This window comes from Bacillus sp. FJAT-42315 (assembly GCF_002797375.1).
Lineage (GTDB): Bacteria > Bacillota > Bacilli > Bacillales > Domibacillaceae > Bacillus_CE.
Genome location: NZ_KZ454941.1, coordinates 3549059 through 3571554, shown reverse-complemented (window position 1 = coordinate 3571554; position 22496 = coordinate 3549059). Strand labels below are relative to the sequence as shown.

Annotated in this window: 22 protein-coding genes, 17 tRNA genes and 1 riboswitch; of the genes, 32 read left to right on the top strand and 7 right to left on the bottom strand. The window is 39.6% G+C overall.

From position 1 onward, the window contains the following. The first annotated feature begins 72 nt into the window (after positions 1–72). The 24 genes from CEF22_RS17540 (at position 73) to CEF22_RS17425 (ending at position 7031) form a co-directional block, all read left to right on the top strand. Positions 73–161, top strand: a tRNA-Leu gene (locus CEF22_RS17540). 7 nt (positions 162–168) lie between these two features. Then, a tRNA-Arg gene (locus CEF22_RS17535) sits at positions 169–245 on the top strand. Positions 246–258: 13 nt separating this feature from the next. Beyond that, positions 259–335: transfer RNA gene (locus CEF22_RS17530), tRNA-Pro, on the top strand. 26 nt (positions 336–361) lie between these two features. Further along, a tRNA-Ala gene (locus tag CEF22_RS17525) sits at positions 362–437 on the top strand. A gap of 18 nt (positions 438–455) precedes the next feature. Further along, a tRNA-Met gene (locus CEF22_RS17520) sits at positions 456–529 on the top strand. A gap of 10 nt (positions 530–539) precedes the next feature. Continuing rightward, positions 540–632 (top strand) — tRNA-Ser (locus CEF22_RS17515). Positions 633–661: 29 nt separating this feature from the next. Continuing rightward, positions 662–735: transfer RNA gene (locus CEF22_RS17510), tRNA-Met, on the top strand. A 5-nt stretch (positions 736–740) separates the two neighbouring features. After that, positions 741–817, top strand: a tRNA-Asp gene (locus CEF22_RS17505). Positions 818–861: 44 nt separating this feature from the next. After that, positions 862–937, top strand: a tRNA-Phe gene (locus CEF22_RS17500). Between the two features lie 36 nt (positions 938–973). Further along, a tRNA-Tyr gene (locus CEF22_RS17495) sits at positions 974–1058 on the top strand. 7 nt (positions 1059–1065) lie between these two features. Next, a tRNA-Trp gene (locus CEF22_RS17490) sits at positions 1066–1139 on the top strand. 23 nt (positions 1140–1162) lie between these two features. Further along, positions 1163–1238: transfer RNA gene (locus tag CEF22_RS17485), tRNA-His, on the top strand. 11 nt (positions 1239–1249) lie between these two features. Beyond that, positions 1250–1324 (top strand) — tRNA-Gln (locus tag CEF22_RS17480). 12 nt (positions 1325–1336) lie between these two features. Continuing rightward, a tRNA-Cys gene (locus CEF22_RS17475) sits at positions 1337–1410 on the top strand. An 11-nt stretch (positions 1411–1421) separates the two neighbouring features. Further along, positions 1422–1495 (top strand) — tRNA-Gly (locus CEF22_RS17470). Between the two features lie 13 nt (positions 1496–1508). Next, positions 1509–1582, top strand: a tRNA-Ile gene (locus CEF22_RS17465). 6 nt (positions 1583–1588) lie between these two features. Next, a tRNA-Asn gene (locus CEF22_RS17460) sits at positions 1589–1660 on the top strand. Between the two features lie 205 nt (positions 1661–1865). Beyond that, positions 1866–2207, top strand: coding sequence for a zinc ribbon domain-containing protein YjdM (locus CEF22_RS17455; RefSeq protein WP_141236850.1), 342 nt, complete (start codon positions 1866–1868; stop codon positions 2205–2207). A 181-nt stretch (positions 2208–2388) separates the two neighbouring features. Continuing rightward, positions 2389–3093 carry a Crp/Fnr family transcriptional regulator gene (locus CEF22_RS17450; protein ID WP_232726159.1) on the top strand — a complete coding sequence of 235 codons (705 nt, stop codon included), beginning with the start codon at positions 2389–2391 and terminating at the stop codon, positions 3091–3093. 26 nt (positions 3094–3119) lie between these two features. Continuing rightward, positions 3120–3830, top strand: a complete 711-nt coding sequence (locus CEF22_RS17445; protein WP_100403855.1) for a YjjG family noncanonical pyrimidine nucleotidase — start codon at positions 3120–3122, stop codon at positions 3828–3830. A 45-nt stretch (positions 3831–3875) separates the two neighbouring features. After that, complete coding sequence (locus tag CEF22_RS17440; protein ID WP_100403854.1) at positions 3876–4571, top strand: hypothetical protein; 696 nt, start codon at positions 3876–3878, stop codon at positions 4569–4571. An 11-nt stretch (positions 4572–4582) separates the two neighbouring features. Further along, on the top strand, positions 4583–5440 hold the full coding sequence (locus CEF22_RS17435; RefSeq protein ID WP_100403853.1) for a hypothetical protein: 858 nt from the start codon (positions 4583–4585) through the stop codon (positions 5438–5440). Positions 5441–5584: 144 nt separating this feature from the next. Beyond that, entirely contained in the window at positions 5585–5965 is a 381-nt protein-coding gene (locus tag CEF22_RS17430; protein ID WP_100403852.1) for a VOC family protein, read from the top strand. A 184-nt stretch (positions 5966–6149) separates the two neighbouring features. Further along, complete coding sequence (locus CEF22_RS17425) at positions 6150–7031, top strand: DMT family transporter (protein WP_100403851.1); 882 nt, start codon at positions 6150–6152, stop codon at positions 7029–7031. Between the two features lie 53 nt (positions 7032–7084). Here CEF22_RS17425 and CEF22_RS17420 read toward each other — a convergent pair whose 3' ends face one another. Beyond that, complete coding sequence (locus CEF22_RS17420; RefSeq protein ID WP_332849180.1) at positions 7085–7729, bottom strand: GTP pyrophosphokinase; 645 nt, start codon at positions 7727–7729, stop codon at positions 7085–7087. Positions 7730–7908: 179 nt separating this feature from the next. On the opposite strand from CEF22_RS17420, the gene CEF22_RS17415 reads away from it, so the two are divergent. Further along, the gene (locus tag CEF22_RS17415) at positions 7909–8775 is read left to right on the top strand and encodes a MerR family transcriptional regulator (protein ID WP_100403850.1); all 867 of its coding nucleotides are present in this window, start codon (positions 7909–7911) and stop codon (positions 8773–8775) included. Positions 8776–8821: 46 nt separating this feature from the next. Here the strand turns inward: CEF22_RS17415 and CEF22_RS17410 are convergent, their stop codons facing one another. Further along, entirely contained in the window at positions 8822–9259 is a 438-nt protein-coding gene (locus CEF22_RS17410; protein WP_100403849.1) for an ester cyclase, read from the bottom strand. Positions 9260–9517: 258 nt separating this feature from the next. Between CEF22_RS17410 and cyoE the strand changes: the two genes are divergently transcribed. Beyond that, a complete protein-coding gene (cyoE, locus tag CEF22_RS17405) occupies positions 9518–10444 on the top strand; it encodes a heme o synthase (RefSeq protein WP_232726158.1) in 927 nt (308 codons plus the stop codon). 216 nt (positions 10445–10660) lie between these two features. Continuing rightward, the gene (locus CEF22_RS17400; protein WP_100403848.1) at positions 10661–12136 is read left to right on the top strand and encodes an aldehyde dehydrogenase family protein; all 1476 of its coding nucleotides are present in this window, start codon (positions 10661–10663) and stop codon (positions 12134–12136) included. Between the two features lie 50 nt (positions 12137–12186). On the opposite strand, the gene CEF22_RS17395 is transcribed toward CEF22_RS17400, so the two are convergent. Next, a complete protein-coding gene (locus CEF22_RS17395; RefSeq protein ID WP_100403847.1) occupies positions 12187–13332 on the bottom strand; it encodes an MFS transporter in 1146 nt (381 codons plus the stop codon). A 160-nt stretch (positions 13333–13492) separates the two neighbouring features. Between CEF22_RS17395 and CEF22_RS17390 the strand changes: the two genes are divergently transcribed. Together CEF22_RS17390 and CEF22_RS17385 are read left to right on the top strand one after the other, a co-directional pair. Further along, entirely contained in the window at positions 13493–14356 is an 864-nt protein-coding gene (locus CEF22_RS17390) for a LysR family transcriptional regulator (protein WP_095480024.1), read from the top strand. A 5-nt stretch (positions 14357–14361) separates the two neighbouring features. Further along, positions 14362–14820 (top strand): GNAT family N-acetyltransferase, encoded by a 459-nt coding sequence (locus tag CEF22_RS17385; protein WP_100403846.1) that lies wholly within the window; start codon positions 14362–14364, stop codon positions 14818–14820. Between the two features lie 55 nt (positions 14821–14875). Here CEF22_RS17385 and CEF22_RS17380 read toward each other — a convergent pair whose 3' ends face one another. The 4 genes from CEF22_RS17380 to CEF22_RS17365 form a co-directional block, all read right to left on the bottom strand. Beyond that, a complete protein-coding gene (locus CEF22_RS17380; RefSeq protein WP_095480036.1) occupies positions 14876–15706 on the bottom strand; it encodes a MetQ/NlpA family ABC transporter substrate-binding protein in 831 nt (276 codons plus the stop codon). Positions 15707–15722: 16 nt separating this feature from the next. After that, positions 15723–16394: a methionine ABC transporter permease gene (locus CEF22_RS17375; protein WP_100403845.1), complete on the bottom strand. Its 672-nt coding sequence runs from the start codon at positions 16392–16394 to the stop codon at positions 15723–15725. Further along, entirely contained in the window at positions 16384–17397 is a 1014-nt protein-coding gene (locus tag CEF22_RS17370) for a methionine ABC transporter ATP-binding protein (protein WP_100403844.1), read from the bottom strand. The genes CEF22_RS17375 and CEF22_RS17370 overlap by 11 nt, the downstream gene beginning before the upstream one ends. 89 nt (positions 17398–17486) lie before the next feature. Further along, a riboswitch (SAM riboswitch) is annotated at positions 17487–17593 on the bottom strand. A 249-nt stretch (positions 17594–17842) separates the two neighbouring features. Further along, positions 17843–19693, bottom strand: a complete 1851-nt coding sequence (locus CEF22_RS17365; RefSeq protein WP_198508117.1) for an SLC13 family permease — start codon at positions 19691–19693, stop codon at positions 17843–17845. A 223-nt stretch (positions 19694–19916) separates the two neighbouring features. Here CEF22_RS17365 and rpmG point away from each other — a divergent pair, with 223 nt between their 5' ends. From rpmG to CEF22_RS17350, 3 genes are read left to right on the top strand one after another with little or no spacing between them, the layout of a single operon-like run. Then, on the top strand, positions 19917–20066 hold the full coding sequence (gene rpmG, locus CEF22_RS17360; protein ID WP_094836002.1) for a 50S ribosomal protein L33: 150 nt from the start codon (positions 19917–19919) through the stop codon (positions 20064–20066). Between the two features lie 4 nt (positions 20067–20070). Then, positions 20071–21234, top strand: a complete 1164-nt coding sequence (locus CEF22_RS17355) for an NAD(P)-binding domain-containing protein (RefSeq protein WP_100403842.1) — start codon at positions 20071–20073, stop codon at positions 21232–21234. A 41-nt stretch (positions 21235–21275) separates the two neighbouring features. After that, entirely contained in the window at positions 21276–22451 is a 1176-nt protein-coding gene (locus CEF22_RS17350; protein ID WP_100403841.1) for a GTP-binding protein, read from the top strand. Positions 22452–22496 lie beyond the last annotated feature (45 nt).

Below are 22496 nucleotides of genomic sequence, written 5' to 3'. Positions count from 1 at the left end.
GTTCAGTGGTAGAACACCACCTTGCCAAGGTGGGGGTCGCGGGTTCGAATCCCGTCTTCCGCTCCATAAAATGCCGGGGTGGCGGAACTGGCAGACGCACAGGACTTAAAATCCTGCGGTAGGTGACTACCGTACCGGTTCGATTCCGGTCCTCGGCACCACTTTTGTGCGCCCGTAGCTCAATTGGATAGAGCGTTTGACTACGGATCAAAAGGTTAGGGGTTCGACTCCTCTCGGGCGCGCCATTAATTATTCAAGCGGGAAGTAGCTCAGCTTGGTAGAGCACTTGGTTTGGGACCAAGGGGTCGCAGGTTCGAATCCTGTCTTCCCGACCATTTAAAGCTCTAAAAAATAATAACATGGGGCCTTAGCTCAGCTGGGAGAGCGCCTGCTTTGCACGCAGGAGGTCAGCGGTTCGATCCCGCTAGGCTCCACCAACTTAATATACAATACATGGCGGTGTAGCTCAGCTGGCTAGAGCGTACGGTTCATACCCGTGAGGTCGGGGGTTCGATCCCCTCCGCCGCTATTTAAAATATGGAGGAATACCCAAGTCTGGCTGAAGGGATCGGTCTTGAAAACCGACAGGCGGGTTAAACCGCGCGGGGGTTCGAATCCCTCTTCCTCCGCCATATTTTACTCTTATTTTTATTCACAACGTCGCGGGGTGGAGCAGTCTGGTAGCTCGTCGGGCTCATAACCCGAAGGTCGCAGGTTCAAATCCTGTCCCCGCAATATATGGTCCGGTAGTTCAGTTGGTTAGAATGCCTGCCTGTCACGCAGGAGGTCGCGGGTTCGAGTCCCGTCCGGACCGCCATATTTTTTCAGCAGGGAATTACCTACTGTTAATATATTTTGTTTGGCTCAGTAGCTCAGTTGGTAGAGCAATGGACTGAAAATCCATGTGTCGGCGGTTCGATTCCGTCCTGAGCCACCATTTTGTATGAATACATGCCTTCTTTAATCTAAATATGGAGGGGTAGCGAAGTGGCTAAACGCGGCGGACTGTAAATCCGCTCCCTCAGGGTTCGGCGGTTCGAATCCGTCCCCCTCCACCAGTTTTATAGGGGCATAGTTTAACGGTAGAACAGAGGTCTCCAAAACCTCCAGTGTGGGTTCGATTCCTACTGCCCCTGCCAATTTAAACTTAATACTATTTATGGCGATCGTGGCGAAGTGGTTAACGCATCGGATTGTGGTTCCGACATTCGGGGGTTCGATTCCCCTCGGTCGCCCCATATTTAATTAATGGGCTATAGCCAAGCGGTAAGGCAGCGGATTTTGATTCCGTCACGCGAAGGTTCGAATCCTTCTAGCCCAGCCATCCCGTTTAAAGGGCGGCATAGCCAAGTGGTAAGGCAGAGGTCTGCAAAACCTTTATCACCGGTTCAAATCCGGTTGCCGCCTCCATAATTGTCTACGCGGGTGTAGTTTAATGGTAAAACCTCAGCCTTCCAAGCTGATGTCGTGGGTTCGATTCCCATCACCCGCTCCATTTAATTTTAAATGGGCCTGTAGCTCAGCTGGTTAGAGCGCACGCCTGATAAGCGTGAGGTCGATGGTTCAAGTCCATTCAGGCCCACTTTGTTCCGCAGTAGCTCAGTGGTAGAGCTATCGGCTGTTAACCGATCGGTCGCAAGTTCGAATCTTGCCTGCGGAGTTAATATTTCTCGAAAATAAAAAATGTGCAGAGGATGTAAAATCCCTTGCACATTTTTTATTTTTATCATTATTAGCTATTAAAAGCTTGAAATAAAAATACCATTTGTATCATGAATGATTCTTTTCGACTAAAAGGTAGCTTTGTGATAGGGGTTTAATGTATAGTGATAGAATGAATAATAATGACTGGAGGAGCTAAATTTATGTCGAATTTGCCAAATTGCCCAAAATGTAATTCAGAGTATACATACGAGGATGGAAGTCTTTTTGTCTGTCCAGAATGTGCGCATGAGTGGACGTTAGAATCAGAAGCAGAAAATAATGAAGATCAAAAAGTTGTTAAAGACGCGAATGGCAACATTTTAAAAGACGGTGATTCGGTTACTGTCATTAAAGATCTTAAAGTAAAAGGAAGTTCATCCACATTAAAAATCGGGACGAAAGTAAAAAGCATTCGTTTAGTAGATGGCGATCATAATATTGATTGCAAAATTGACGGTTTCGGTGCGATGAAATTAAAGTCGGAATTTGTGAAAAAGGCGTAAGTGCTGATTTAATAGGGTCTGGCTCCAAAAGGATATCTAAATAAAGAGGGTATGATCTTCTTTAGCTACTAGATATTTTTTCGGGGTCAGGCTCTTTTACTTTCAGCTTTGGGACATATGTCCTTTCTAATATACTGATCTGTATTTCATAATAAAAGAAATCAAAATTAGGGGAACGGAGGTGCACGGAGTTGTGAAAGATCGTGAGCAATTAACAGCTTATTTGAAGGCTTATCAAATAGAATCTGTATTTAATGAACGATTACTCCCTCATTTGTCGTTATATCATTTTGATAAAGGAGAAGTCATCTGTTCCCAAGGAGATCCTTCAGAATGTTTATACGTGCTTGTGAAGGGAAAGGTGAAAATCTATACGACATCAGCGGAGGGAAAATCACTAATTCTTTCTTTTAAAACACCGCTTGAAGTGATTGGGGATATTGAATACATACAGGGGATGGATATGATCAATACAGTAGAGGCTGTCTCAGCTGTTAGTATGATTGGCGTTCATTATCATTGGCTGAAAAAATATGGACAAGAGTACACGCCGTTGTTGCAATTTTTATTGGATATCATTACTCGAAAGTTTTACATTAAATCGAACGCTTCAAACTTTAATTTGATGTATCCAGTGGAAGTGCGCTTGGCTAGTTACCTATTGTCGGTCTCTTTTGATGAATCAGACTCGCAATTTAAAGGACAATTGAGTATAGATAGTTTAAAAGACGCAGCTAACTTAATTGGAACAAGCTATAGACACCTCAATCGGGTGATCCAGCAATTTTGTCACAAGGGGCTGATTGAGCGAAGTAAAGAATTTATTCTTGTTAAAGACAGGGAAGGGCTACATGCATTAGCGAGCCGCAATATTTATGAATATTAGACGCTAGATTGAATGGAGAGAGAATATTGAAGAAATATCAAACACTATTATTTGATGTAGATGATACATTGTTGGATTTTAGGGCAGCGGAGGATTTAGCGTTGCGCTTGCTGTTTGAGGATCAAGACATCCCTTTAACGGCAGAGATAGAAGCTCATTATAAGCAAATTAATCAAGATCTTTGGAGAGCCTTTGAAGAAGGAAAAATCACCCGTGATGATGTACTAAATACACGTTTTTCTGTTTTATTTGAGGCGTATGGTCAAGAAGTGGATGGAATTGTACTGGACAACAAGTATCGAAGCTATTTAGAGAAGGGACATCAGCTAATAGATGGAGCCTTTGAGCTAATCACAAATTTACAATACCAATATGACTTATATATTGTGACAAATGGTGTGTCTAAGACTCAGTACAAACGGTTACGTGATTCAGGCTTATATCCTTTATTTAAGGGTATTTTCGTTTCAGAGAATACCGGCTATCAAAAGCCGATGAAGGAGTATTTCGATTATGTTTTTGCCCGCATTCCTAATTTCTCTGTAGACCAAGCATTGATTATTGGAGACTCCTTAAGTGCCGATATAAAAGGTGGGCAGTTAGCGGGTATAGATACGTGTTGGTTCAATCCTAATATGAAATCCAATGACACTGACATCGTTTCAACTTATGAGATTCAACAGCTTGATGAGTTGTATCGGGTTTTGAAAAAAGTGAAACTTTCAATTGAAATGTAAGTTTCAATATGAATTTGATAGTTTTCTAAAAAGAAGGGATCATTTATGAAGTTATTAAAAATAATTTTCATTTGTTTAGTTAGTATAATGATTACTTTTTGTACAATCAAAGTGAGTAAAATCATCATAGAAGATAAAAATTCTCATTATGTTCCAGAGAATCCATTCATTATGAAGGACACTCAAGAGGACCAACTAAATCCAGAAGATATTGATCGTATGGTCTCGCATAGTATATCCGGCACTAAAGAGACAACTTTACCTGTGAAATATGACAAAAACTTCACCATATATGAGGACAAGCTCTATGTTACAAATAACAAAGGGAAGACTTGGGTGCAAGTCCCAGATGATGCCCAACTAGGATATGCCCGTATCAGTGAATATCTAGATACTATTTCACAAAGCAATATTTACGTATCAAGTGAGAAGATTACCATTGTATATGGTGGGCGCGGTTCAGAAAATATAAGCATTATCACGACAGATAGTCCAAGTGAGTATTGGAGTGTTGGTAGCATATCCAAGACAGCTACTCATGATTTACAAAATGGTTATGATAAGATGTACATTGATTTCTTGGATGATGCTAGAACAGGGTACCTTGTTGCCATTAGGAACAACGGAACAGCACAAGAAAAAACGTTAGTTTATCGTAGTGTTAATACAGGTGTGACTTGGGACTATGTAGATATGAACGATGATATTTATCGTGAAATTATGGCGCAGTTTGGATTGTAGGTGATGATGCTATGATTAGGAATAGAAAAATGAAAATAATGTTATGTGTGATGGCTGCAGTGCTGATGGTTTTTCAAGGATTAATAATTGGGGTTGCTGCTCCGATGGGATACTATTTAATTCATGAGTGGATCTTTTATGTAATCAATTATGTGATTATAATTATGTTTCTATTGTTGTACAGTAAGAATCACTTTGTTAGATGGACTCAAATGATCCTTGGTCTAATATTGTTGGTGAGCAATTCTACATTTTTCTATTATATGGGTGATGTAAATGTGGTGGTGTCAAAGTCAAAGGATCACCAGCATGAAGTGATTTTAAAAGAATATAAGAAAATGAGTAATGAGACAATTAGATTGAAGCGTAGAGGCGTTCTCTTTGGGAAAAAAGTCGCCACATTAATGGGAAGTTCTACATATAAGACCCTCGAAGAAGAAACGTATAAAATCGACTGGGTTAGTGGAGACACTGCTGTTGTTACTTACCAGGTTAGTGAAAAAGGCACTTTGCACCAAAGCATTTTCAATTTTAGAAGTTCTAATTATGTTTCATATCAAAATGTAGCTGTTAGCTTGACTGGCAAATGGTTTGAACAAGAGAACCCTCAAAACTACTTCATGTACGATGCAGGTGAAATTATTTATGCAAAAGATGGCCAACTTTACTATTACAGAAATGAAGATTCAGAACAACAAGGAATTTTTTCTATTGTAATTAAAGGGGATGAGAATAAGCCTTCTTTTACAGTGGTATTAAACTCTGATTCTGTATTTGGAGATGATGGCTTAATTAAGGATGGAGGAACGATTACCATTTATCCGGTCACTCTTAAAGAATTAGAGGGCAAGGTGTATTATAGGAAATAATGCATGTTGATTAAGTATATTCAACAAACGTGATAGAGAAGAAAACATAAAGGTGAATTCAAGAGAACTTTTATATATTTTGATGACAGGTAAAATGTAATTCCTTGACGAATGTATTAAAAAACGAACGTAGGAGGAATTCAATTGAACTTGAATATGAGGTATGTGATTTTATACGTTTCCGATCATATAAGGTCTATGATATTTTACAAGGATATTTTAGGTTTACCGATTCGTGGCGAACACGAAACTTATATTGAATTCGAAACCGGCTCGACCATTTTAGCGATAAATACTAGAGAAAGTGTTCAAGAGCTTACGGGCTTGAGCATCCCTAAACAGGGCGTGTCACAAACGTTTGAGCTTGGATTTGTCGTAGATGATGTGGAAGAAACGATTGAAAAATTGAGAGAGCAAGGTGTTCAAATTCTTGTGGAGCCAGTAGCGAAACCTTGGGGACAAGTAGTTGCGTACATAGCAGATCCTGATGGAAACTATATCGAAATTTGCAGTTCTCTTGATTGATAAGAAAGGGTGCCGACTAGAAGTCAATGATTTAACTTCTAGTCGGCTTTTTTAGTTTTCTAATAAAAAGTATTCTCTGCCTTCTAGTTCAACTATTACTCCTTTTGAAAAAAAGGATAAAAATTTTATACTGTTTATTGGAATGTTTTTTATTATTAGTTACGACAGCTTAGGGGGAACAGGATTGAAATCACCATTTATTTCTTATGTAGCGTTATTTTTTGGGGTGTTTGCTTTATCAACTTCCGCTATCTTTGTGAAGTTAGCAGATGCGCCAGCGGCAATTACCGCCTTTTACCGGCTGTTTTTTGCTACGTTGATTCTTTTGCCGTTTTTATTAGTGAATAAAAAGAATCGCGAAGAGTTGCGATCATTGTCTAAAAAACAATGGGGATTGGGGCTATTATCGGGCTTGTTTTTAGCCGCTCATTATGTGCTATGGTTTGAATCGTTAAATTATACGTCAGTGGCAAGCTCGACGGTTATTGTCACGTTACAGCCATTGTTTTCGATGGTAGGCGGGTATTTTTTATTTAAAGAGCGTTTTAGCAAAGGAGCGATTTTTGGCTTTCTTGTCGCAATTGCTGGGAGCATCGTTATTGGCTGGGGAGATTTTCAAGTCAGTGGTGAGGCGCTGTTTGGTGATATTTTAGCTTTTATTGCAGCAGGTGTGATTACCGCTTACTTCTTCGTGGGGCAGCACGTCCGTAAAAGCTTGTCTCTCGTTCCTTATTCAATTATTGGCTATGCGAGCAGCTCTTTGTTTTTAAGCTTGTTTGCCTTCAGCCAGCAAGCCTCCTTTGTCGATTATTCTGCTCAAACATGGTGGTCTTTTATTGGCCTAGCGTTTATTGCGACGATTTTGGGACAAACGGTGTTTAATTGGTTGCTGAAATGGTTAAGTACTTCTGTTATTTCCATGAGTATCCTAGGAGAAACGATTGGCACTTGCATCCTCGCTTATTTCATTTTAGGGGAAGTCATTTCTGTTCAGCAAGGGTTTGGTATCGCTCTTATTTTAATTGGTTTAGGCTTGTTTTTGTTGCAACAAAGAAAGCTGTCGTAGGTGGATAGACAGCGAATAGAGCAGTTTCAACTAGTTGAAACTGCTCAAAATCCTTATTTAGATAATAGTTGATTTCTTAATTTCGACATTTCCTTGTCCAACGCAAAGGAAGCTTTTGATAGCTCGACTAATTGTTTTTGAGCTTCTTCTGGTATGACTTCTCCTTGATATTTATAGTTGAGTTTATGTTCTGTCGAGGCCCAAAAATCCATTGCAGAAGTGCGAATTTGGATTTCAGCGGGAACCCATAATATTTGATTAGATAAAATGACTTGTGTTTCGATAATTAGATGTAAGCTTTTGTAGCCGCTCTTTTTCGGTTCTTTAATATAATCTTTGACGCGAAGGATCCGGGTATCTTCACGCTGCTCAATATGTTTTTTCAGCATGTAGACATCATCGATAAAACTAGTAACAATACGGACGCCGGCAATATCCCGTATTTCCTTTTCAACGGCTTCTTGTGTTAATGGTATATTCTTACTTTCAACTTTATCGACCAATGAAAAGACGGTTTTCATTCGCGTTTTCAAATGTTCAATGGGAGAATAGCCATGTGCTGTTTTCCACTCTAAATCAATAATTTTGAAATCACTTTCTAATTCATTTAATGCCATTTGATAAGGAATAAAAAAGCCTTTCCAATCTTTTAATACTTTTTGGATGGCATCGACTGAATGTGTCTCTTGATGCATCATAAAACAACCCCTTGTTCAAAATACGTTGTACTATGCTGTCATCATATCATAGCTTTGTTTGAGCAGGAAGGGATATGAATTTGGGAGTTAATCATGAGCCAGAGAAAAGATAAATTAGCTTTGAATGCTTGACTAGCTCCTTAGGGAATCGTTTACTCTCGTATAAAGAGGTGATTGCATTGAGAATTAGTGAAGTCATGAAAGTCTGTCATTTAACGAAAAAGGCGATTCAATATTATGAAAAACAACAGTTGATTGTGATACAGCAAGATGCCAATGGCTATCGTCGATTTGATGAGTCGGATGTGCAAGTGCTAAAGGAAATAGCCATTTATCGAAAATTAGGTATTTCTGTAGCGAATATTAAAAAGTTGTTACATAGCAGTGAACGAGAACATATTTTAGAAAATATTATAACGGAGAAAGAAAAGACTATTGAGAGAGAAACAGCTCAATTAGGTTATTTGAAGTCAATCGCAAGCGGTAAAATAAGTATGGAAGAGACAGTAGAGTTGAGAGATTTTGCGCCAGAGTATTTGGTGGATCGCTTAATATTGGCTTTCCCAGGTCATTTCGGCCGATATTTAGCAGTCCATTTCGGCCGTTTCTTAACAGAGGACATCAGTACACCGGAAAAAATGAGAGCCTATAATGAAATGGTGACCTACTTAGATGAGGTGGAAGATCCTCCATTTCTAGAGGAAATGGCTGAATTATTGGATTCATTGGATACAACTTATTTTCAACACCTCTCCCAAGATATAGCTGCAGCACTGGCTAATAAAGAAACCTATTTTGAAGAAAACAAAGAAACGATTGAAGCCTGTATTGAATATCGTCAATCGCAAGCCTTTAAAGATAGTGCAGCTTACAAGTGGCAACAGGCAATGCAAGCATTCCAAGAACAGTCTGGATATGAAGAAAAAGTGATTGCAAATATGAGAATATTAAGTCGCTCCTATGCAAAATATTTAGAAGAACTTCAATCAATGAGCGTTGACTGGAGCGAAAAATATCCTCAATTGATGGATGATAAGAACCGTTAGAGAAATATGCCCCCCTCTTGAAAAACTAAGAGGGAGCATTAATCCTTTATTTAGCGCTCACTTTTTCGTGATTAGCTTCAAGTTGGGCTTGAATACCTGCACGGTCAATTTGAATCCAATACTCCGTTATTTTTCCATCTTCTACACGATAAACAGCGCTAGCTAATTGTATAATCGGGAGTCCGGTTGGTTGGAATCCATTGATTTCACCAACATGAGTGCCTATCTGTTTCCAACGGACGTACACTAGGTTTTGTTGTGAGGCAAACAACTCTTGAATTTCTATCGTAAATGAACCATAAGCGTCCAACATTTCTTGCACATGATCTGCATAATCTTTTGGGGATCGTTCAACCGTTTCTTCGTGTTCAGATTGAATTTGGTGGGCGAGTACTCTTTCGGCCATCAATTCTGAGACTATATGTACATTACGTCCGGATCGTACTTCGTTGAAAAATTTTTCTACTACTATTTCTGGTTTCATTGTTTCGACTCTCCATTCTAAAATTTTTATTCTTCAGTCAATAGAGTTAGTATAATTCTGTTCACTACGGAATGTACACAAAAGTGTATTTTATGTGAACTTATTGAACGAAATGACAATAGTATGAAGACTTATGCTTATATTGATAACATAATGAAAGAATGAATCAACGAATGTGTGAAGTTTTATGATAAAATTGAAGAAGGTGTGAAATGATAAAAAGGAATGAATAATAAAATCATGCGAAGTGAATTAAAGATGGATAAAAGGGATCAAACAGCTTCTGTAACGACATCGGCCAAGTCTTGGTCAACCATTTTGGCACAGACGGTTAAGACGGGGATTATTAAATCTAATTTGATTCCGATGTTTGCAGGACTAACATTGGCTTTATATACGTATGACATGGGACTAGTGGAACATATCCCAGAAATGATTTTTGCGCTCATTGGTTCCGCTTTAATTATGGGAGCGGCGGGAGCTTTTAACAATCTGTATGATCGTGATATCGATGCGGTGATGGAACGAACAAAAACGAGACCAACTGTAACGGGTGAAATCAGTTCGAAATCCGTCCTGTGGCTCGGGATCGTGATGACGATCCTTGGAATAGGGGCACTTGCTTTAGCTTCTCCACTAGCAGCATTTCTAGGATTTTTAGGTTTGTTTTTTTATGTTGTTCCGTATACGATGTGGACGAAACGTCGAACGATTTATAATACGGAGGTTGGAAGTATATCTGGAGCAATGCCTCCGCTAATTGGATGGGCGGCTGTTCATCCAGATATCACACATCCAGCTAGCCTTGGTCTGTTCATTATTATGATCATTTGGCAAATGCCGCATTTCTATGCGATAGCGATTCGCAAACATGATGAATATAAAGCAGCTAATGTTCCGATGTTACCTGTTGTGAAAGGCTTTAGGCGCACTTATATTCAAACGAATGTTTATTTAGTCATTTTGATCGCGACAAGCTTTCTGTTTATGTCATTAAGCTTAGGAATCACGCTAGTGGCACTGCTTTTAAGTGTCATTTGGCTAGTGTTAAGTGTATCTGGTTATCAAAAGATGGATTCGGAGAAATGGGCGAAATCGCTGTTTGTGTATTCGCTTCTCCATATGACGATTCTATTTTCAACGGTGATTGTTTACTCACTTGTCGGGATCTTTTTTGATTTATAAAACAAAGAAAAAGCTCTTTTTCCGTTTTAAGGAAAGAGAGCTTTTTCTTTATAGACTGCAGTAACAACCTTAATTTTCATCTTATCCCTGTAAATATACAGGGATAATTGGTATAAAGAAACTAAATGATTAGGACTATTTACTTGTTTTTTCAAATATTAGAAGTGTATAATCTAATTGATTCATAGTTTCCATATAAAAAGGAGCGTTCAACTTATGACAAGTCAATTAAGTCCAAAAGTAGTTTCGTTTTTAGATGGTTTGAAAAAGCTTTACATTAACGGTGAATTCGTTGATTCCGTATCTGGAAAGACATTCGAGACACTGAATCCAGCAACAGGTGAAGTGTTAGCTGTTGTAGCAGAAGCAGTGGAAGAAGATATCGATTTAGCCGTTCGTGCAGCAAGAGAAGCATTTGATCATGGTGCTTGGTCAAAAATGGGATCAGCGGAAAGAAGCCGCTTAATTTATAAGCTAGCAGATTTAATGGAAGAGAATAAACTAGAGCTAGCTCAATTAGATACATTAGATAATGGTAAGCCACTTCAAGAGACGTTAAATGCGGATGTACCTTTAGCAATTGAACATTTCCGTTACTTTGCTGGCTGGTCGACGAAGATTGTTGGGCAAACGATTCCGGTACAAGGAAATTATTTCATGTACACTCGTCATGAACCAGTTGGGGTAGTAGGTCAAATTATTCCTTGGAACTTCCCATTATTAATGGCTGCTTGGAAATTAGGTGCATCACTTGCGACTGGTTGTACAGTTGTTCTTAAACCAGCAGAAAACACGCCTTTATCAGCCCTATACTTAGCGACATTAATGGAAGAAGCTGGCTTCCCTAAAGGGGTTGTCAACATCGTTCCAGGATACGGTAAAACAGCTGGACAACCAATCGTTGATCACCCGTTAGTAGACAAAATTGCTTTCACAGGCTCTACGCCAGTTGGTAAAGCAATTATGAAATCAGCTGCTGACACAATGAAACGCGTGACGCTTGAGCTTGGTGGTAAATCACCGAACATCATTTTACCAGATGCCGATTTAACGAAAGCGATTCCAGGAGCGTTAATGGGTATTATGTTTAACCAAGGTCAAGTATGCTGTGCAGGAAGCCGTCTATTCGTACAAAAGAAAATGTATGATAACGTTATGGCAGACTTAGCAACAGCTGCGAAGTCTGTCAAACAAGGAAATGGCTTAGATTTAGATACAACAATGGGACCTTTGATCTCTGCGGCGCAACAACAACGAGTAAAAGGCTACATTGACCAAGGAATCGAGGAAGGCGCGGAAGTATTAACGGGCGGTACGATTCCGTTTGATAAAGGTTACTTCGTATCGCCAACGATCTTCGCGGACGTTGATAGTAAAATGACGATTGCGAATGAAGAAATCTTTGGACCAGTGGTTGCAGCGATGCCGTTCGATGATATCGATGATTTAGTAGCGAAAGCGAACAACTCTGATTATGGGCTTGCAGCAGGTATTTGGACACAAGATTTGAAAAAAGCGCATAGCGTTGCTCATAAATTACAAGCTGGAACTGTATGGATCAATGCTTACAACGTATTTGATGCGGCAGCTCCATTTGGTGGATATAAACAATCAGGACTTGGACGCGAAATGGGAAGTTACGCTTTAGATAACTTCACAGAAGTAAAGAGCGTTTGGGTAAATATGGACTAAGTAAGAGTGAAAAAGCCGTGTGTTTGCACGGCTTTTTTGTTTTGGTGCTGTTATGAGGGCTGACTAAATTTTCTCATACTATAAAATTGGAGGCAGAGAGAGATCGCCATAAATAGAATCGCAAAATAGATTAATGCCATTGTTCCTATCCCCAAGGAAATCACTAAACCACCTAATGAAGCCCCTACTGAACTTCCTAAGTAGTTAATAGAACTATTTAAAGCAACGGCTGTACTCCCTTGTTTAGGTTGATAAGACAATAAAATATGTTGCTGAGGCGCTTGAGATGCCCAGCCCATCGCTCCCCAAATAAAAAACGGTACATATTTCAAAAACGGTACATTGATTAGCAACGGTAGGCAGATAATAGCGACGGTTAATGTTGTTAAAATGATCACCATTAATGTTTTTGACTTTTTAAAGTAATCGATAACATAACCAATCGATAAGCTTCCAACTAAACCGCCTAACCCCCAAGACCATAAGTAAATTGTTAGATTGCTAGTGGAAGCAAGATCTTGTAGTAAGGGAGCCAAATATGTATATAAACCTAAGCTGGCAATGCTGGCGCAAAACGTAACAAAGACTGTTATGGCCACTCTTTTATCCGTGAACATGGATAGTCTTTCTTTTATCGCAGGTGGTGGAGTAACAGGAATTGTAGGTAGGAATTTGAACATGCACACGGTAGCAATGAAACTAAGTATGACGACCACCCACATTGTCAATTGCCAATTAAACAGATTAGCAATATATAGACCGATAGGAACGCCTAGTACCGTTCCCATACTCATGCCTCCAATGGTTAAGCTTAATGCGCGTCCTTTTTTCTCTAAAGGAACTAATGAAGCGGCCCCTGCTACGGCTAATGGTGAAAATAATCCAGCTGTCATTCCGGCGATTGCTCTTGATAATAGAAATATAGTGAAATTTGGAGCGGCGGCACTCAATGCATTGGCAAGTCCAAACATCAACATGGAAAATAATAAAACCTTTTTAATCGGTTTTCCAGCTAGAAGAGAAGCAAAAAGCGGAGCTGATACGGCATAAAACAACGTAAAAATGCTGACAGCTTGTCCTATTTGTGAAGCATTTTTTTCATAGGTTGCACTTATTCCAGGAAGTAAACCAGCAATGATATAGGCATCGAACCCAAGGGTAAACATACCTATCGTGAGGAAGAAAACATTTTTCATGTGACCGCTCCTTTAATGTGTAAAAATAGTGGATAAAACGATATGTTATACTTGAAATCATATCCATATGTAAAAAATTATCATTTTATCAAGTGAAAAAGAACGATCATTGTGTTAGAGGGATATAACAAAAAGTTATAGCGTTTGGGGAGAATGATAAATGAATACAGACTGGTTACAAAGCTTTGTCGAGGCTGCTAATCAAAAAAGTTTATCGAAAGCAGCCAACGTAAATAACATTTCTCAGCCAGCATTAAGTAAACATATTCGCCATTTGGAAAATGAACTAGATGTCTTATTATTTCATCGGACGTCTAAAGGGGTCGAACTGACAAAAGAGGGAGAACGACTCTATGCTCGGATAAAACCTGTTATAGCTGAATTAGATGATATTCGTCGAGAGTTGCGGACATTTCGTCGAGATCATCCGATAGCGATCGGAAGTTTACCCAGCTTAGCCACTTATTATTTACCTTCGAGAATTAAAGAATTTAACTTTCTAGGTAGACCGATCCATTTAATGATGCAAAACACTTCTGAAGAATTAGTAAGGGCGTTGCAGGAAGGGAGATTGGATGCTGTCTTTATTGATAGCCTCTATACGAAAAACTCGTTATGGAGTTGTGAATTGTTTACGGAGCCTTATTGTGCTGTTTTTCCGTTAGGGCATTCTTTCCAATCAAGAGAAGCTGTAGAACTTGCTGATTTGTGTAAAGAGCCCTTGATTGTTCATCAAGCGCCATGTGATACGAGAAAGCGGATTGTTAATCAAATGGAATCATTAGGATATAAACCAAACATCGTGAGTGAAGTAGCTTTTGGAGATTTTGTTTTTGGAGCGGTATCGGCTGGAATGGGTATCACTATTTCACCAGAAATGCTAGTGAAGCATGTCAGTCATCAACAGATTTTTACGTTACCTATTACTAATTTTGGAGAAAAGAGATCGATTTCATTGGTGACTCGGAGAAAGGAAATCGGAGTAAAGTTATATAAATTTTTATCAAAGTTTATGGAGGAATAAAAAATATGAAAATAGAAACGCAAAGGCTATTTGTTATACCATGTACGGAGGAAACAGTTAAAATGGCTATTAGCCAGAAATACGATAATGGGCCGCAAATCTCAAGTTATTTAAAGCAATTAGAAGAAGATTCTTCCTTTATGTATTGGGGTACTTGGCTAGTTGTTCAAAAAGATGATGGTGTTGTCGTCGGTGACATTGGTTTTAAAGGCAAACCAGACGAGAACAAAGTAGTAGAAGTGGGATATGGCTTCCTTGAAAGCTATTGGAATCGAGGGTATGCAACAGAAGCTGTGGGAGCATTAATACAATGGGGGTTTCGCACGGGAAAGGTCGATAAAATAGTAGCTGAAACGCGACACGATAATGATGGGTCGATTCGTGTATTAGAAAAACTAGGAATGAAAAAAGTGAATTTAACAGACTCCATGATTGATTGGGAGTTAGATAGTAAAGAAAAATGAAAAACTGTCAACAAATCCTTCGAACTAGGATTTGTCGACAGTTTAAAGTTAGTGTTTAACGATTTTGCATCCACTCTGGTTTACCGAAACCTTTGAATTCAGCATCAATCACTTTCTCAAATTCCGCTGATTCAACGATTTCGACGATATCTTTTGATAACTGTGAGTCTTTGTTTTCTTCTTTTACCGCCACAATGTTACGGAATTTATCAGGCATATTTTCTAAAAATAAGGCCTTTTGTAAATCTAGTCCTGCCGCTAAAGCGAAGTTACCAGGAACAGCGGCAATGTCTGCACTTTCGATTGCGCGTGGCAGGCCGGCTGCTTCAATCGGTTGAAGCTGTAGGTTTTTCGGGTTTTCAATCACATCTTTCTCTGATGCTTTCAGTTCTTCAATGTTCGGATCAATTTTAATTAAACCTTGTTCTTGCAAAGAAAGCAACGTACGTGCAGCGTTTGACGGGTCGTTAGCAATCGCTACGCGAGCACCATCTTTAATGTCATCAATCGATTGATACTCTTTAGAGAAGAAGCCCATTGGTGCAGTTGGGACGATGATTAAATCTGTTAGTTTCATATTGTTTTCTTTCGCGAAGTTTTCAAGGTAAATGGTGTGTTGGAATAGGTTAGCGTCGATGTCACCAGCATCTAATGCTTTGTTTGGTTGAACATAGTCACTGAATTCAACGAGTTCCACTTTGTAGCCTTTTTCCTCTAATTGCGGAATGATCGCTTTTTTCAACATATCACTATATGGCCCCGCTGTTGCTCCAAGCTTGATTTCCTTGCTGTCACTAGTTGATTTGCTCGTGTCATCTTTTCCACCGCAAGCTGCTAGCGCAGTAGTTAAGATTAATATAAGTGCTGCTAGTAAAAATTTTTTCATGTTACTTTCTCCTTTTTTATCTTTTATCAATTGCTTTAGCAATTAAATCTCCTGTTTGTTGAATCAGTTGTACGATGATGATTAAAATGACGACGGTAGCAATCATGATCGTATTGTCGTAGCGGTAATAGCCGAAGCGAATCGCTAAATCTCCAATGCCGCCACCGCCGACGATGCCAGCCATCGCAGAGTAGGCAACGAGGCTAATAATTGTTAGTGTAATTCCTTGGATAACACTTGATTTGGCTTCAGGTAATAACACGTCTTTAATAATCATCCAAGGGGTTGCTCCAACGGCAATCGATGCTTCAATGACGCCTTTATCAATTTCTCGTAAAGATGTTTCGACAAGGCGAGCGAAAAATGGAATCGCTGCTACAGATAGGGATACACTAGCTGCGATCGGTCCAATCGTATCTCCAACTAATAATTTAGTTAGAGGGAATAAGGCCACTAGTAAAATAATGAACGGAATGGAACGCACCATATTGACGATAAAACCTAGAATTCCTTTCACATAGCGGTTCTCCCAGAAGAGATCTTTGTCGGTGACGAATAAAATAATGCCAAGCGGTAAACCGACAATAAGTGAAATACTTAAAGAAATCCCGATCATTAACAAAGTTTCACCGAACGCTTTCCAAATGTCTGGTAGCATCTCGATGAAATGTTGGACATCAAACAGCATGCTCAATCACCTCCACATAAGCGCCGCGACTTTCCATATAGGATTGCGCTTTTGCAATGTTATCTGTTTGTCCTTGTAATTCCATTAGGAAGATGCCTAGTGGCTTTTCTTGAATGTATTCAATGGTGCCGTGTAGGAAATTTCCACGGACGTCAAAGTTTTGAAGCATATCGGAAATGACTCCTTCACCAGCGACTTCGCCTTTAAACAATACTTTCACGATTTTCCCTGTGACGCTATGTACAATCGATGGCGGTAATTCAAACGATACGACACTGCTAATAAATTCTTTTGTTAGTGGTTTGTCTGGGTTGGCGAAAATATCATATACCGAACCTTCCTCGATTACTTTTCCATCTTGCATGATGACCATGCGATCACAAATTTCCTTCACAACGTCCATTTCATGCGTAATGAGAACGATGGTGATATTCAGTTCACGGTTAATTTTTTTCAGTAATCGCAAAATCGATACCGTTGTTTTCGGATCGAGTGCGGATGTCGCTTCATCGCAAAGCAAGATCGATGGGTTATTGGCTAGTGCTCTCGCAATTCCTACCCGTTGCTTTTGTCCACCGCTAAGCTGGGCAGGATAGACGTCAATTTTTTCAGAAAGACCGACCATCTCTAACAGTTCACGTACTCGATGATCAATCTTTTCTTTCGGTGTGTTCGCTGCTTTTAAAGCGAAGCGGATGTTTTCACCGACCGTTTTTTGACTGATGAGGTAGAAGTGTTGAAAGATCATGCCGATTTTTAAGCGAGCTTGACGTAAAAAGCCGCTACTTAATTTCGTTAAATCTTGTCCATCGACGATGATGCTACCGCTTGTAGGGCGCTCTAGTAAGTTAATACAGCGTAGAAGGGAGCTTTTTCCTGCTCCTGAGTAACCGACAATGCCGAAAACCTCTCCTTTTTGGATTGTTAGTGATACATTATCGACGCCTTTTACTTGTTTCTTTTTTGTTTCATATATTTTTGTAAGATTCTGAATCTCTAACATAATGAATCCCTCTTATCTATTGGTAAATTTCTTGAAAAACAAAAAATGCTTCTTTCCATATCTGAAAGAAGCATCGTTTAAGAAGCGTTGATTTATCTTTCAGAATGAAAATCATTCTGTAGGAATTAGCACCTTCCCATCATATGGGGGTTGCTGGACGTCATCGGGCCTATCCCTCAGTCACTCGTGATAAATTCCAATTATTCAAATGTGTTTTAAAAGGTTTTTTAAAGGTATGTTCTATATAATAAAATGCTTTAGTGTTATTGTCAAACACTTTTTTGAAAATTTTAATTTTTGAAAAGGAAAAGCGGGTGCCCGAAAAAGTCGAAGAAATCGCTCGTAAGGTGAAAGAAACGGCTAGAAAGTCGAAGAAATTGCTCGCAAGGTGAAAGAAGCATCCAGAAAATCAATGAAAACCGACTTTCTGGACCGCTCCTTTTGGTTATAGTGGGAAGAACAATGGGATGATGACCATCATGACGATCATCATAATTAGTTGCAACGGTACGCCTATCTTGACGAAATCGATGAACTTATAGCCTCCAGCTGTCATCACGAGCGCGTTTGTCGGAGAAGCAACAGGTGTAGCTAACGCCATGTTGGCACTAACAGCTACGGCAACCAACATCGTAGTAGGGTTGACATCTAAGCTCATCGCAGCGTTGATAGCAATGGGTGCAAATAACACGGTTGTAGCGGTATTGCTAATGAATTGGCTGAATACCATCGCTAAAAAGTAAATGCCGGCAAGAACACCCATTGCACCGAATCCGCCGAGTGATTGAACAATTCCTTCTGAAAGAATCTTCATTCCACCAGTTTTATCTAAGGCTGTAGCCATCGGTAACATTGCTGCAATTAAGACGATGCTTTCCCAGTTAATTCGACTATAGGCATCATCCATATTTCGAACACATCCGGTCACAATCATTAATACAGCAGCGATTAACACTGAGATAACGGCAGGGAACACTTCGAACACCATCGATAAAATCATCAATAACATAATTCCGCCAGCGATCGCAGCTTTTCCGCTAGCGGCTGCCATACTGGCGTGTTCTTTCGGTTGTCCAATGACGACGACATCTTTCGTCTCTTTCGCCAGCAATTCAATTTCATTCCATGCCCCTTGGACTAATAGGGCATCACCGAAGCGAAGTCGTTGTTTAGACGTTTGTTTTAACACATGCTCGCCTTGGCGATTAATCCGAATAATATTTAAGTTATATTTTTCACGGAAGCCAATATCTCTCACTGTTTTATTAACTAGACTAGAATGAGGAGTTAGCAGAACTTCGGCAATACCGAGTTCTTTTGATACAAGTTCTCCTGCTTCTGATTGTTCATCTTCTAGAATTAACGAAAAATCTTTTACTAATTTTTGGATATTTTCGAGAGAGCCTTGAATATAAAGTGAGTCTTTCGGTTGAATAATACTTCCTGGACCGGCCATTTCTTGATAAGTGACCGGCAAAAGATTAATTCCGTCCGTTGATTTTCGACGGATTTGCAATATGCATAATTGATAATTAACTGGAATTTTCAATTGTGCTAATCGCTTGCCGATCATTTCTGAATCGTTGGGTACATTTACTCGGTATAAACGATCACCTAATTGATAATCAAGAGCAAGTTGTTTAGGAGACAGCGTGTGCTCAGCTTTCGATTGGCTATTGTTTTTTCCGTTAGGAAGCAATCGGTTGCGTACGAGAAATAAATAAATGATTCCGACGATAGAACCGAGAACCCCAATTGGCGTGATGTCGAATAAACCAAGTTTTTCATAGCCGTGATCGACAAGACTTTGACTAATAATTAAGTTAGACGGGGAGGCAATGAGCGTTAACATTCCAGAAAAACTAGCCATGAAAGATAATGGAATTAAATATTTAGATGGACTGCTATTCATACTCATCGCAATACTTACAACGATCGGCATCATTAAAGCAACCGTTCCCGTATTACTTAAAAAAGCACCTACACAAGCGACAATGACGAGCAGCAAAATAAACAATTTCTTCTCGCTATCCCCTGAAAAACGAAGAAGAAGGTTTCCTGCCATTTGCGCAAGGCCTGTCCGAAAAATTCCAGCCCCCACAATAAATAAGCCAGCTAACATAATCACAACAGAATTAGAAAAACCAGCAAAAGCTTCAGTCGGATCTAAAATGCCAACTAAGACAAAGGCAAGCAGAGAGAGAATCGCTACAAGATCCGTCCGCAGACGATTCGTCATAAATAAAGCAATCGTAATTCCTAAAATGACAAAAGTTAAAGTCAGTTGCAAAGTAATCGGATTCCTTTCTTTAGGTCATTATAATCAGTTTTCTCTAACTATTTTACTATATAGATTCCGAAAATTGACTAAGAAACTTGAATACTTTATGGAATAAGGGAGATTATTTAATCTGCTTATTAGACACTTTATTTCTAAAAACCCTTGACTTTTCATAACATAGTCAATACCATATAAAATAAATCGAAATGATTACGATTTAAAGAAAGGATGACAAATTATGAGAGTAAATATTACATTACAATGCACAGAAACGGGAGACCGTAATTATATTACGACGAAGAATAAACGGAATAATCCGGATCGGTTAGAATTGAAAAAATATTGTCCGCGCTTAAAGCGTTATACACTTCATCGCGAGACGAAATAAAACGATGATGGATTGGCTGATTATCGGCGGGGGAATACAGGGGTGTACATTGGCAATTCACCTTGTCCGATCAGGAAAAGTAACACCTGAACGACTGGGGATTTTAGATCGTCATGAAGCCCCATTAATGAATTGGAAAATGTATACGATGCGAACAGGGATGGATTATTTGCGTTCACCTCAGGTTCATCATCTTGATTATGAACCAGCGAGCTTACATACATTTGCTCGCAAACAGCACAAAATCAATCAGTTAGTAGGCTATTATAAAAAGCCGCAGCTTGAATTATTTAATGAGCACTCAGAAGTGGCCATTCAATCTGCTTTATCTTCTGCCACTTGGATCAAAGGAGAAGTGACAGACATAAAAAAAGAGAGCTCATTATGGCAAATAGAGACGAAGGAGCATCAGCTAAAAGCTAAAAACGTGGTGCTCGCGACAGGCTGTACCGAACAATTTGCTTGGCCAGAGTGGGCAGCAGCGTGGCGAAAAGAAGCTCCAAAGCAGGTGGCTCATCTATTTCAAAAAGAAGGGCTAGACTTGTTACCGGGCGATGCTCCAATTGTGATTATCGGTGGGGGAATTAGCGCGGCTCATTTTGCGTGCCGACTTATTCGAGCCGGTCGCAAAGTCATCATGATTAGCCGTCATGCTCTCCGTGTTCATGAATTTGACAGTGATCCAGGATGGCTTGGACCGAAATATATGAGTGGATTTTTATCCGTTAATGATTATGCGAAAAGGCGAGAAATGATTACGACCGCTCGTCGTCGAGGCTCCTTGCCACCTATGCTATATAGAAAATTAACGAAATATATGCGGCAAGGACTTATTCAAGTGCTTTATGATGAAGTATCATCATGTGAGAAACTGAAACACACTATGATCCAACTAAAAACAAAACATGGAAAACGAATTCGTGCTGCACAAATCATTTTAGCGACAGGTTTTTCGTCGAACCTATCAACTATGGACTGGTTACAAACTTTGATTAGGGAGGAACAGCTGCCAACTGCCGCCTGTGGGTATCCAGTTTTGACGGCAAGCTTGCAATGGAAGGAAGGTCTTTATGCGGTAGGTGCATTGGCAGAACTTGAGCTTGGACCAAGTGCTCGCAACATTTCTGGAGCTAGAAGTGCATGCAGACGAATGATTCATCATCTATAAAACGTAATAATAATGATTTTCAATTAAAGAGGGGGAGAAAGATGGGGAAAATACCGGTAACCGTTTTAAGTGGCTTTCTTGGTGCGGGGAAAACAACAGTCTTAAATCAATTGTTAGCCAATCGTGAAGGAAAAAAGTTAGCCGTCATCGTCAATGATATGAGTGAAATTAATATTGACGCCGATCTTGTCAATCAAAACGGTTTCAGACGAACAGAGGAGAAGTTTATTGAACTGCAAAATGGCTGTATTTGCTGCACATTGCGGGAGGATTTATTAATTGAAGTCGATAAATTGGCGAAGCAAGGCGGCTTGGATGGAATTGTAATTGAGTCGACGGGCATTAGTGAACCATTGCCAGTTGCGCAAACCTTTACGTATCAAGATGAAGAGCTGGGAATCGATTTAACGAACTCTTGTCAATTAGATACAATGGTCACGGTCGTCGATGCCTTTCGTTTTTGGCATGATTATTCTTCTGGAGAATCGCTGATTGATCGCAAGCAGGCAGCAGGCGAAGAAGATGCGAGAGAAATTGTCGATTTATTAATTGATCAAATCGAATTTGCCGATGTGATCGTGTTGAATAAAATTGACCTTATTGATGAAGAGACGAAAATCACTTTATATGGTTTTGTGAAAAAGTTAAATCCAACAGCAAATATTCTTGAATCATCCTTTGGAAAAGTGCCAATTGATCAGTTGTTTCAAACGAATTTATTTGATTTTGACCGTGCTAGTCAAAGTGCAGGATGGCTCAAGGAGTTAAATGGCGAGCATACGCCAGAAACAGAGGAATTTGGCATTTCATCTTTCGTCTATGAGCGAAATATTCCGTTTCATCCCGGACGCTTTGAGCAATTTTGGCATGACTTACCTGTGGAAGTGATCCGTTCGAAAGGGTTTATTTGGCTTGCAACTCGGCCGAGTGAGACGATTTTGCTTTCACAAGCCGGCCCGTCGATTATGCTTGAATATGCGGGTCAATGGGTGGCTGATTTATCAGAGGAAGAAAGAGAGCAGTTATTTAAAGAAGAGCCAGAGTTACGGCAAATGTGGGACCCAGTTACTGGCGATCGCAAACAGCAGTTAGTGATCATCGGTCATGAAATGGATGTCGCTGAGGTTGAATCGATGCTTGACGCTTGTTTATTAACCGATAGTGAAATAAAAAATGATTGGGAACGGTTAGAGGACCCGTTGCCGATTGTGCAGTAGCGCTAGATATTATTTAAAAACACGCAAATGTGTAAAAGCTACATT